Here is a 12,117-nt window from a genome sequence, read left to right on the forward strand (position 1 = left end):
GTATGTTGAGTAGAACCGCCGCAGATCTGTATTGGATGTCCCGCTATCTTGAGCGCGCCGAGAACCTGGCGCGCATGCTGGAAGTCAGTTATTCGCTGTCGTTGATGCCCCAGGCCGGGCGCAGCGATGGGCTCGATGAACTGGCGATGTCGCTGCTCAGCAGCGGCACGTTGGACAGTTACCTTGAGCGCCATCAGCAACTGGACGCCGGGCGCATGCTGCACTTTTTCGCCCTGGATGAAGAAAACCCGGCCAGTATCTACAACTGCCTGCGCGCTGCCAGGGGCAATGCCCATGCCGTGCGCGGACGCATCACCGCCGACATGTGGGAAAACCTCAACGCCACCTGGCTGGAAATGCGCAGCATCGCCGCCGGCGGCCTGGCGCGGCATGGCATCAGCCATTTCTGTGACTGGGTCAAGCAACGCTCGCACCTGTTTCGCGGCGCAACCTCCGGCACCATCATGCGCAATGACGCCTACCGATTCATTCGCCTGGGCACCTTCGTCGAACGTGCGGACAACACCCTGCGCCTGCTGGATGCGCGCTATGAGATGTTTGGTGAAGAGTCCGAAGAAGTCAGCGACGTGTCGGCACGCGGCTATTACCAGTGGAGCGCCCTGTTGCGCGCGCTGTCCTCGTTCGAAGCCTATACCGAGCTGTACCCGAATGCCTTGAACGCCCGTTCGGTGTCCGAGCTGCTGCTGTTGCGCAGCGACGTGCCGCGCTCACTGCATGCGTGCATCGAGGAACTGAGCCACATCCTCGCCGACCTGCCCGGCAGTTACGGCCGCACGGCGCAGCGCCTGGCCGCCGAATTCGAGGCGCGCCTGCGGTACACCGGGATCGATGAGATTCTGGAAGACGGGCTGCACACCCGGCTGACCGACTTCATCGACACCGTGCGCGAACTGGCGCGGGCGATACAAAGCTCCTACCTGGAAGTGGTCTGACACTCAACCCAGTACCGCCGTCTGTAGGAGCGAGCTTGCTCGCGAAAAACGTCAACGATAACGCGTGCTTCCTGAATGAACGCGGTGCCTGTGAGTTTTTCGCGAGCAAGCTCGCTCCTACAGCGGGTATCAGGGCAAGCCCTCCCACATTTGAATGGCGGTGAGTCCCTCAGGTCGTTGGCGACCACCATTTGGGCAGCAACTGCCTCACCCGCGCCTCACCGAAGCGATCATCGATCAACATCACCACACCCCGATCATGTTGACTGCGGATCACCCTCCCCGCCGCCTGCACCACTTTCTGGATACCGGGATACAAATAGGTGTAGTCATAGCCCGCGCCGAAGATCGCGCCCATGCGCGCTTTCATCTGTTCATTCACCGGGTTGAGCTGCGGCAGGCCCAGGGTGGCGATGAACGCGCCGATCAGGCGCGCACCGGGCAAGTCGATGCCTTCGCCAAAGGCGCCACCCAGTACCGCAAACCCCACGCCCTGGCTGTGCGGGGTGAACTGGTCCAGAAAGGCCTGGCGTTCAGCTTCGGCCATGCCCCGCGACTGCAGCCACAGCGCAATCTGCGGGTGCCGCTCGGCCAGCAGCTGCGCGACTTGTTGCAGGTAATCGAAGCTGGAGAAAAACGCCAGGTAGTTGCCCGGCTGCGTGGCGAACTGCCGGGCGATCAGTTCCACGATGGGTTCCAGCGACGCCTGGCGGTGCACGAACCGCGTGGAGATGCGGTCGACGATGCTCACCTGCAGTTGCTCGGCCTTGAACGGCGATTCGACGTCAACCCAGGCGGTGTCCGGCGGCAACCCGAGCAAGTCGGCGTAGTAGTGGCGCGGGCTGAGGGTCGCGGAGAACAGCACGCTGCTGCGCGCGGCCGTCAACCTGGGGCGGATGAACTCGGCCGGCACCACGTTGCGCAGGCACAGGGTCGAGCTGCTGCGCTTGGCGCTGAACTGGCGTTTGCTGATATCGAAGATGAAGTGTTCATTGAACAGCTCGGCCACCTTGTTAAATTGCAGCGCCTCGAAGTAAAAGGCCTGCAAGTCGCCACTGAGGGCTTCGGGATGGTCGTTGAAATACTCGCCCATGGCGCTGGCACACTGGCTCAGGGCCTGGAGCAGCTTGTCGGGTTTGGCCGCGTATGCCTGATACGGCGCCAGTTGGTCCTTGTGCAGCGCATTCCACTCACGGTTCAGGCGCTGCAAGGGCTTTTTCAACGGCTCGGGGGCGCTGTCGCGCAGCGTCTTGAGGCTGTACTGGTCGAGGCTGGCGCTGTACATCGAACGCGCGCGCTCGACCAGATTATGCGCCTCGTCGACCAGCACCGCGACGCGCCACTGATTGAGCTGCGCAAGCCCGAAGAGCATGGCGCCGAAGTCGAAATAGTAGTTGTAGTCGGCAACCACCACGTCGGTCCAGCGCGCCATTTCCTGGCTCAGGTAATACGGGCAGACGTCGTGGGCCAGGGCCACCTCCCGCAGGTGACGCTGATCGAGCAGCCGCACCCTGGCTGCCGCCTGGCGGGCGGCGGGCAAGCGATCGTAAAAGCCCCTGGCCAGCGGGCACGAGTCGCCGTGGCAGGCTTTGTCCAGGTGCTCGCAGGCCTTGTCCCGGGCCACCAGTTCCAGCACCTGCAGGGACAGCTCGGGGCTGCTGTCGTAAAGGACCTGGGCGGCATCCAGCGCCAGCTTGCGGCCCGGGGTCTTGGCGGTGAGGAAAAACACCTTGTCCAACTGCTGCGGCGCCAGGGCCTTGAGCATCGGAAACAGCGTGCCGACGGTCTTGCCGATGCCGGTCGGCGCCTGGGCCATCAGGCAACGGCCGGTGCTGACCGCCTTGTACACCGATTCGGCCAGCGAACGCTGGCCGCTGCGAAACTCGGCATGGGGAAACGCCAGGCCTTGCGCGTCACGGTTGCGCGCCTCACGGTGTTGCATCTGCTGGTGGGCCCAGTCGAGAAACAGCGCGCATTGCTGGTTGAAGAAGCGCTCCAGGTCCGGCGCGGCAACGCGCTGCTTGAGCAGGGTCTCGCCCTCGCCGACGATATCGAAATACACCAGCGCCAGCTCGATCTCATCGAGCCCCAGCTTCTGGCACATCAGCCAGCCATAGACCTTGACCTGGGCCCAATGCAATTGCCGATGGTTGGCCGGCTGGGCCTTAAGGTCGCCGCGATAGGTTTTTACCTCTTCGAGGCGGTTGTTGTCCGGGTCATAGCCGTCCGCCCTGCCCCGCACCTTGAGTTGCTCGTACTCGCCCTCGAGCGCGACTTCGTTCTGGTAATGCGCGCTGCGCCGCGACGCCACCGTGCGATGGCCGACGATGCCTTCCTGGGCACTGGGCGACGGGGTAAAGCGCAGGTCCAGGTCACCGACCTTGGCGGTGAATTCGCACAACGCGCGCACCGCGACGCTGTAGCTCAAGCGGGCTCTGCCCAGCGCACATAGCAGACCGTGACCGGCATCTGGTACTCGCCGCAGAACTCCAGCCAGCGCAGTTGGTTGTCCTGCAGGCGGTCGCCAGGGCCCTTGACCTCGATCATGCGGTAGGTTTTCTGCGCCGGCCAGAACTGGATCAGGTCGGGCATTCCGGTGCGGTTGGCGCGGATATCCAGCAGCAGCCGCTCGAACCAGTAGCGCAAGTGTTCGGCCGGCAGGCACGTCAGGGCCTGCTCCAGCAGCTCTTCGCTGAGCAGGTTCCAGAACACAAAGGGCGATTGAATGCCCCACTTGTCCACGTAGCGCTGGCGGATGGTGGTCTTGTAGCGCTCGTCCCGCAGTTGCTCAAAGCACGTGCTGAACAACTCGGTTCGGCGCTGATGAAAGTCCTCACTGTGCAAGTCGGCAGGCCCGCGCTGGAACGGGTGGAAAAACGCGCCCGGCAGCGGCGCGAAGATCACGTCCCAGCACAGCAGGCCGAACAGCGAATTGATCAGGCCGTTTTCCACGTAATGCACCGGCGCGTCCGGCTCGCTCAGGTGGGCCTGCACACAATATTCCACCGACATCAGCGGTTGCGGCGGCGTCAGTGCCAGGTCCAGGCGCGTGACGGCTCGCGGCTTGGCCTTGGACACTTTGGGTTCACCCAGCTTGCGCCGCAGACGTGGCACTACGCGCAGCAGGTGTTGCTGCTCGGCGGCGCTTTGCGGTGCCTGTTGCGCCGCCACGGCCAATGCCAGGGCCTGTGCATAGGCCTCCTGGCGCTCCAGCACGCGGATCAGCCGCGCACGCGCGCCGGGATAGGCGCAGCCACGATAGATCTGCTCGGCCACGCTCAACTCAGCGCTGCGCTCGCAGTATTGGCCGATCTGGAACAGCAGTTTGGCGCGGCGTTTTTCCAGCCAGGGGTTGTCGGTGTGCAGCGTGGCGATGTGCGCCAACACCGTTTCCAGCGCCTGGCCCGCCTCGAAAGCCTGCTGGCACTGGTGCAGGAACAAGAAGCCCTCGACGTCGGCGCGGCTGCGCAACCCTCGGGACTCGGCGCAGAACGCGACCTTCTCGTAGGTGTAGATCCCCAGGTCCGCCAGCACGAACTCCGACCAGTCCTGATACAGGTTGCCGAAAAACATCAGGCGCAAGCGGTCGCACAACGGCATCACCGTCAGGCTGTAGAGCACGTCTTGCAGGTCGGGGCACCAAAGGGCGAAGCTGCGGCTTTCATTGAACTGCGCCGCCAATGGCGCCAGCCAGTCGGTTTTGCGGCCCCTGGGGTGCTCGATCCAGGGCTTGAACGCCGCGAGCAGCTCGCCTTTTTGCAGCACGCCGAACAGCTCTTCAAAGCCCAACGGGCATTGGTCCTCGACCCAACCGGACGCCAGCAGTGGTTGCATGGCCGCGTGCGGACAGCCGATTTCCAGGTAGTTGAGCTTTGCCCCACGAAAATGCACGCCCTTGCGCATGACCATGCGCACCAATAACGCTTGTGACGCCTGGGGCAACCTGTCGAATTGCTGAATGAACTGCAATTCGTCAGGGTCGAGCAGATCGGCATAGCGCTGCTCCAACCACATCAGCACTTGGCGGAAGTTGTGCAGGTAATACAAGGGGTCTTCGAGGGGGTGGCTCATGGCACAACGCGGTCAACTACTGGTTATGCATACAGAGTGACGCTGCAAACGGTTTGTTGCAATCAGTAATAGATAAATGGCGCCTGCAACTTTTTGAAAAAAAGCGATCAGATGAGGGAGCTGATCGCGTAACATTTATGCCTCGCAGCCAGACGCTGCGGGACTTTTCAGGGTTAAAGGTAAGGGTAATGAACATGAAGAATTTGGGTCTTCCGCTGGTTGCACTCACTTTTCTGGTATTGGCCGGTTGCTCCACGCAAACGGTGGTCACGTTGCAAAACGGCACACAGTATCTGACCAAGGACACACCCAACGCCAAGACCGCCGACGGCTTCTACGAATTCACCGACATCGCCGGCAAGCGTATTCGTATCAAGGCCGATGATGTGGCGACGGTGCGCAAGGAAAAATAAACCTGGCGTCAACGCCGATCAAATGTGGGAGGGGGCTTGCCCCCGATTGCGGTGTATCAGCCTGCTTATAGGTAGCTGACCCACCGCTATCGGGGGCAAGTCGAATCGTCGCACCGCCCCTCCCACAGTTTTGACTGTGTTCCCACTCAGCCGATCATTATCCCCTCCCCCGACAAACTGCTCACCCCCACCAATGTCACCGAGTCGGCACCGAAGCTGATCACGGTATCCCCGCCGACCAGCTTGGCATGATCGCGATAATCCGCGCTGCCCTGCACGTCCGTGAAGACCAGCTTGTCCGTCGCCTGGTAGCCCACCACGCGATCATTGCCAAAGTGCCCGCTGAACAGGAAGGTGTTATGCCCGCTGCTGTCGCGGATCGTGTCATTGCCTTTGCCGCCCTCGATAAAGTCCGCGCCCTTGCCGCCCTGGATCAGGTCGTCGCCGTGACTGCCGATGATGAATGTGTCGCCCTTGTGCGCCTCGGCATTACGGTTGAGGTCTTGCACCCAGGTGGTGGCCCGCGCGGGGTCGGACAGATTGGCGACGATCACTGTGGAGTCGCGGGTCATCTGCTCATAGAAGCCGGAGTCGAGAATGCGCGTCATGCCATCGCCGTAGCCGGTGGGCAAGTGTGACACCCAGGTCGGCAGGTTGAGGATGGAAAACGGCAGCACGTTCCACAGCGATGACGCGTAGTGGTCGTTGAAGCTGACGATATTGTCGGTGGTGGACTCATGGGGTTTGTCGTGCACGCCCAGGGACGACAGGTTGAACGATGCGCCATCCAGCGCACGGAACACCGGGTCATTTTCGTAGCCCACGTTCAGCACCTTGTCACCGCCACTCTGGGTTGGCGAGGCATAGGCCACATAGTTGGCGTCCTTGTAGAAGCCCGACCATTTGCTGTCGCTCAAGTCGGCCATGCTGTTGACCGCCAGCCCTCCGAGGCTGTGACCGCTGACCAGCACATCCTGGCCGCTGAGGCCGTGGGCACCGGCAAACTCGGCAACGTTCTTGAGCAAGCCGCCGAAGGCTTCGCCGACGTAGTTTTTCGCGTAGTCCTTGGGACCGAACGCGGCGAGCAGGTCGCTGATGACATCGCCGATTGAATCGCTGATCAGGTGTTCCCGCGGCCCGGACGTGCCGCGAAAACCGATACCGATTTCCAGCAATTTGCCTGCGTCATCGTACTTGCCCAGCACTTCGACCTGGGCCGTGGTGTAGCCGGGCTTTTCGCCGAAAAACGTCCCCCGGGCGTCGACCTTGCCGGTGTAGCCGAGGCTGCTGGCGCTGATCGGCGTCCAGCCGGCTTGCTGCACCGCGTCGAGGGCGGCTTTTTCCGAGTCCGGGTTCCACGGAATGCCGGGAATGACCCCTTGGGAATCGGTACTGCCCAGCAGGGCCTGCACCAGCGTGGCCGGTAAACCCAGGCCCAGGCCGTTGTGCTGATACCCCACGGCGTAGCCATTATCCAGGTTGTGATAAGCATACAGCGTGATCGCCATCGCATCGGCGAACAACGTCTTGGAGCCCTCGGTCCCGAGGTTTTTATAGTCAAAGATACCCATGGCACTGCCTCTCTGTTGTTGGATTTGTCGAGAAAGCGAAAACACCTTTTGTCCATTACCACCTGTAGGAGCGAGCTTGCTCGCGAAGATCGTCAACGATGACGCGCTCTACCTGAACAACCGCGCCGCACTTGAGTTTTTCGCGAGCAAGCTCGCTCCTACAGTGGTTTTTATCGCATCAGAACGCCCAGTCCAGGCTCAAACCGACGCCATGCACTTTCTCCTTGCTGGCCAGCAAACCGTTGTAGTCGAAGTTCACCCGCGCATCCTTGCTCAGGGCCAGGCTCACCCGTGCCCCGACCAGGGCGGCATCGCGCACCATCGGCGCGCTTTCCACCGCGAACGAAGGGCCGCCGGAGGCAAACGCCAGGTGCTGCTCGGCGTCCGTGCTGCTCAGGTTGTGCTGCCAGCCCAGGGTGCCGGACACTTCCAGTTGCTGATGATCATTGACGTTGAAGGTTTTCAAGGCACGCACACCCAGGGTGCTCAGCACCAGGTCGCGGCTGTCGTCGCCACTTTTCAGCGCAGCGGCATCGCCCTTCTCTTTGAAGCTGTCGGTGTCCAGGTGCACGTAGGCCAGGTTGGCGAACGGCTCAAGCGCCAGGGGTTGCAGGTTGATGCGGTACGCCGCCTCGGTGAACACCTGGGTGCTGTGGGCATCGACCTTGGCTTTCTGCTTGCCGCTGACATCGCCGTATTGCAGGTCACGCTTCACATCGGCGCGGTGCCAGCTGTAGGTTGCGCCGCCACTCAGACGCCAGGCGCCGATTTCATGCCCGGCATAGGCGCCGAAGTGGTAACTGTCGACCGAGGCACGACTATGGGTGTCGCTGCCCATGTTCAGCGACGTATCGCTGTAGCCGGCCACCAGGCCGATACGCGTTGCGTCGTCGAGGGCACCGTCCACGCCGGCCAGCATGCCGCCGATGGACGTGGTGTAGCCGGCCGTGTCGCTGCGGCTGTCGGTCTTGCCCCAGGCCCCCAGCGCTTTTACCCACACATTGCCACGGCTGTCGATGGCCTGGCTGGTCGCGCCCATTTCACCGTTGCGCAGGCGCTCGCCGACCGCTTCGCGCACGTAGCGGCTGTCATTGACCAATGCAGTCTCCAGGGCTGGATAGACTTCGCCACTCAGTTGCTGGAACGCGCCCTGTGCCGAGGCCGCCGTCGGGGCCAGCAGCAGGCTTTCATACACGCCGTTGCCCGCGCCCAATTGCTCGGCGGCTGCGGCGACGGCGCGCTGGTTCGGCGTCGCGGCCACGCTGGCGAAGCTGTTGGTGCGAGCCACATCCAGCTGCACACCGCCCGCCGCATAGTTCAACGTGCCGCCGATGAACAGGTAGTCCGGCAGTACCGCACCGAAGCGGCCGGTGACACCGCCCGCCGCTTGCAGGATGTTGTACTGGCGACCGATCAGGCTTTGCGCCTGGGTCGCGCTGAGCAAGGTCGGGCTGTTTTCCAGGGCCAGGGTCACGGTACCGCCATTGAGCGTGGCGGTGCCGCCGGCGACGATGCGGTCGCTGCTTGTGGGCGACAATTCCACCGCATAAGTCGAGCCTGCATCGAAGGTAACATTGCCCGCTACGTTCAGCGTGCCGATGGAGTTGCCCGGCGCCACGGTGCCGCCGCTTGTGGCGGTCAGCGAGCCGATACGCCCCGAGCCACCGACCACGCCGCTCTGGCTGACGGTCACGTCGGAGGTGAGCGAGCCGTTGATCGCCAGCAAGCCCTGGTTGACCAGGGTCGGGCCACTGTAGGTGTTGGCGCCGGTCAGCACCAGGGTACCAACGCCCTGCTTGGTCAGGCCGCCATGCCCGGCGATGTCATTGCTCCACACATCCAGCCCGCAATGGATGTCGTTGCACACGCGCTGGGTCGGTTTGCCGGCATCCACCACCGCGCCAATGCCCGGCAGGTCGGCGACGAACTGGCCACTGCCATAGGCGCCGTCGATGCGGAACTCGGCCGGAATATCCTCGGCGGTAACGAACATCCCTGGGCCGTTGATCGCCTTGCCCAGGTTGATCATGCCCCAGCCATACAGCGAGTCGATGCCCGGCGCGCCAAGGTCGGTGGCGGTGGTCTTGAGCAGCGTGGAGATCTGGTCGCCACTCATGTACGGGAAGCGCTCCATCAGCACCGCCGCACTGCCGGCCACATGGGGCGCGGCCATGGAGGTGCCGTTGAAGTTGGCGTAGTCGTTGGTGAGGTTGTCCAGGTTGGTGCCGTTGATGATCGAACTGAAAATCTTCGTACCCGGCGCCGCTACGCAGAAACTCGCCGCATAGCCACAGCGCGAGGAGAAGGTGCTGATCACGTAGGGGTTGGCGCTCGTGGTGTCCGGGTTCTGCTGCAGGGCCGCCACCGATAGCCAGTTCGGCGCAATCTGCGGCACGAAATACGCCAGGCCCGAGATCGCATCCGGGTTGTTGCGGTTGTAGTCGTTACCGGCGGCAAAGATGGTCAGTACACCGCTGCGGGCCGCGTCGATCGCACCTTGATAGGCACCACCGGCAATCGTGCCGAGGATCGGCCGGATGTTGTTGAACTGCGCCTGGGCGTCATTGACCGTGAAGTTGGGGAACGCCGGATCGCGCCCGCCCTTGGCGTACTGATCGCCGATGCCGATGCCCCAGCTGTTGTTGATAATGCGCGCGCCGCTGGCGACCAGCGCGTCCCAACCGGCTTTGTACACCGCGCCATCGTTGCCCAGGATGATCCCGTCTTCCGGGCCGGGGTCGCCGTTTTCGGCGCTGATGATTTGCGCGTTGAACGCCACGCCATGCATCGGCCCGCCGTCGCGGTTACCCGCCGCAATGCCGCCGACATGGGTGCCGTGGTTGCCCAGCTTGCCGTTGGAGCCCAGGGACGGCGTGCCGTCATAGCGAAACGCATCACCGGCCTTCACCGGGATGTACGGGTCGGTGTACTGGCGGATGCCCTCGGTGACGATCGTCACCACTTTGCCCGGGCTGGCGAATTCCGGATGCTGGGCGTACACCGGCTGGTCGAAGATACCCAGCTTGACGCCCTTGCCGGTGTAGCCGGCGGCATACGCGGTGTCGGCGTGCACGGCGCCCAGGCCCCAGTCGGCCTTGAACTCGTTGCTGCGCCAACTGGCGGCATCGCCCGGCTTGCCGGTTTCCACATAGGGTGCGGCCTGGGCGGTTTGCATGCTTGCGAGGCCGCTGGCCAGGCAGCACAGCAACGCGCCGTATGGCACGCGGCTCAACGCCTTGAGCGGATAGCCCGGCCCTGTGTGGAGGACAATGGTGAACCCTGACTTGCGTTTTTTCACGGTGACCTTCCTTAGTTTTCTTATTGCCAGTAGGTGAATCACTTTCCCTGTGGGAGGGGGCTTGCCCCCGATAGCGGAGTGTCAGTCGCCGGATGTACCGGCTGACCCACCCTCATCGGGGGCAAGCCCCCTCCCACATTTGTTCTGTGGCGTTCCTTTAGAACTGCCAGTTCAGGCTCAGCCCCACGCCCTGGGTTTTCTCGCGCCCGCCCAATTGGCCGTTGTAATCCAGGTTGACCCGTGTCGACGGGCTCAGCGCCAGGCTCGCCTGCAGTCCTACCAGCGCCGCGTCGCGCAGCAACGGTGCGCTGCGCACGGCAAAGGACGGCCCGCCGGCGACAAACGCCAGGTGTTCCTCGGATTCCACCGCCGTCAGGCTGTGTTGCCAGCCCAGCGAGCCGGACAGTTCCAGTTGCTGGTGGTCGTTCAACGCCAGGGTTTTCAGTGCGCGCACGCCAAGGGTGCCGAGCACCGCATCACGTCGGTCATCGCCGCGCTCCAGGGCCGCGGCCGCGCCTTTTTCGTGGAACGCGTCACTGTCCAGGTGCACGTAGGCCAGGTTGGCGAAGGGTTCCAGTGCCAGCGGTTGCAGGTGAATGCGGTACGCCGCTTCGGTGAACAGCTGGGCGGTGCGCGCCTCCAGCTTGGTCTTTTGCTTGCCGCTGACCTCGCCGTATTGCAGGTCACGCTTCACATCGCCGCGATGCCAGCTGTAGGCGCCGCCGACACTCAGGCGCCAGTCGCCCAGCTCACGCCCGGCATAGGCGCCGAAGTGATAGCTGTCGATGGACGCCGAGGAATGGGTGCCGCCGCCCATGTTCAATGAGCTGTCGCTGTAGCCGGCGACCACACCGACGCGGGTCTGTTCGTCCAGTGCGCCGTCGACACCCGCCAGCAAGCCGCCGAGGGAGGTGGTGGAACCCGCCGTTTCACCGCGCGTGTCGGACTTGCCCCAGGCGCCCAGGGCCTTGAACCACAGGTTGCGTTCACCGGCCACCGGCACATGGCGCAGGCGCTCGCCCACCGCGTCGCGCAACTGGCGGCTGTCGTTGATCAACATTGCGCCCACGGCCGGGTAGATTTCACCGGACAGTTGCTGCAAGCCCTGTCGCGCGGTGGCAATCGAGTCCGACTGCAGCAGGCTTTCGTACACCGGGTTGCCGGCCCCCAACTGCTCGGCGGCCGTGGCGACGGCGCGCTGATTGCGGGTGGCGGCGACGCTGGCGAAGCTGGCGTCATTGCGCCCCACCGCCAGTTGCACACCGTTGGCGGCATAATCCAGCGTGCCGCCGAGGAACAGATAGTTCGGCAGCACCTGGCCGAACTGGCCCTGGATACCGCCGGCCGCCTCGATAATCGAATACTGCCGGCCGATCAGGCTCTGGGCCTGGCTCTGGCTCAATAACGTCGGGCTGTTTTCCAGGGCCAGGGTGACGGTACCGCCCCCCAGCACGGCCTTGCCACCGGCGACGATGCGGTCGCTGCGGGTGGGGGTGAGTTCCACTGCATAGGTGGAGCCTGCGCCAAGATTCACATCCCCGGCCACCTGCAAGGTGCCCACCGAGTTACCCGGCGCCACGCGCCCGCCGCTGTTGACCGACAGCGCACCGATCCGCCCGGAGCCGCCGAGGGTGCCGCTGTCATTGACCGTTACGGCCGAGGTCAACGCGCCGTTCACCGCCAGCAGGCCGCCGTTGACCAGGGTTGGACCGCGATAGGTGCTGTCGCCGCTGAGTACCAGGCTGCCCGCGCCGGATTTGATCAGGCTGCCTTCGTACACGCGGTTCGCCGCCGCCTGATCACGCGCGCTG

The 12,117-nt window shown here is 63.6% G+C and carries 7 protein-coding genes; 2 read left to right on the forward strand and 5 right to left on the reverse strand.

Features of this window, described 5'->3' with window-relative positions; genetic code table 11:
• The first annotated feature begins 2 nt into the window (after positions 1-2).
• The gene (locus BFP90_RS16480) at positions 3-953 is read left to right on the forward strand and encodes an alpha-E domain-containing protein (protein ID WP_065893115.1); all 951 of its coding nucleotides are present in this window, start codon (positions 3-5) and stop codon (positions 951-953) included.
• 169 nt (positions 954-1,122) lie between these two features.
• Here BFP90_RS16480 and BFP90_RS16485 read toward each other — a convergent pair whose 3' ends face one another.
• Complete coding sequence (locus BFP90_RS16485) at positions 1,123-3,381, reverse strand: ATP-dependent DNA helicase (protein ID WP_065897424.1); 2,259 nt, start codon at positions 3,379-3,381, stop codon at positions 1,123-1,125.
• Positions 3,378-5,024 carry a VRR-NUC domain-containing protein gene (locus BFP90_RS16490; RefSeq protein WP_065897426.1) on the reverse strand — a complete coding sequence of 549 codons (1,647 nt, stop codon included), beginning with the start codon at positions 5,022-5,024 and terminating at the stop codon, positions 3,378-3,380. Before BFP90_RS16490 ends, BFP90_RS16485 begins: the two co-directional genes overlap by 4 nt.
• 188 nt (positions 5,025-5,212) lie before the next feature.
• Between BFP90_RS16490 and BFP90_RS16495 the strand changes: the two genes are divergently transcribed.
• Complete coding sequence (locus BFP90_RS16495) at positions 5,213-5,437, forward strand: YgdI/YgdR family lipoprotein (RefSeq protein ID WP_003191162.1); 225 nt, start codon at positions 5,213-5,215, stop codon at positions 5,435-5,437.
• Between the two features lie 146 nt (positions 5,438-5,583).
• On the opposite strand, the gene BFP90_RS16500 is transcribed toward BFP90_RS16495, so the two are convergent.
• From BFP90_RS16500 to BFP90_RS16510, 3 genes are all read right to left on the reverse strand, one after another.
• Entirely contained in the window at positions 5,584-7,008 is a 1,425-nt protein-coding gene (locus BFP90_RS16500; protein WP_065897428.1) for a polyurethane esterase, read from the reverse strand.
• A 178-nt stretch (positions 7,009-7,186) separates the two neighbouring features.
• Positions 7,187-10,306, reverse strand: a complete 3,120-nt coding sequence (locus BFP90_RS16505) for an autotransporter domain-containing protein (protein ID WP_065897430.1) — start codon at positions 10,304-10,306, stop codon at positions 7,187-7,189.
• Between the two features lie 157 nt (positions 10,307-10,463).
• Positions 10,464-12,117: autotransporter outer membrane beta-barrel domain-containing protein (locus BFP90_RS16510; protein ID WP_141688970.1), on the reverse strand; the 1,654-nt coding region annotated here is incomplete at its 5' end.

Source organism: Pseudomonas sp. 24 E 13, from assembly GCF_900004715.1.
Taxonomy (GTDB): domain Bacteria; phylum Pseudomonadota; class Gammaproteobacteria; order Pseudomonadales; family Pseudomonadaceae; genus Aquipseudomonas; species Aquipseudomonas orientalis_A.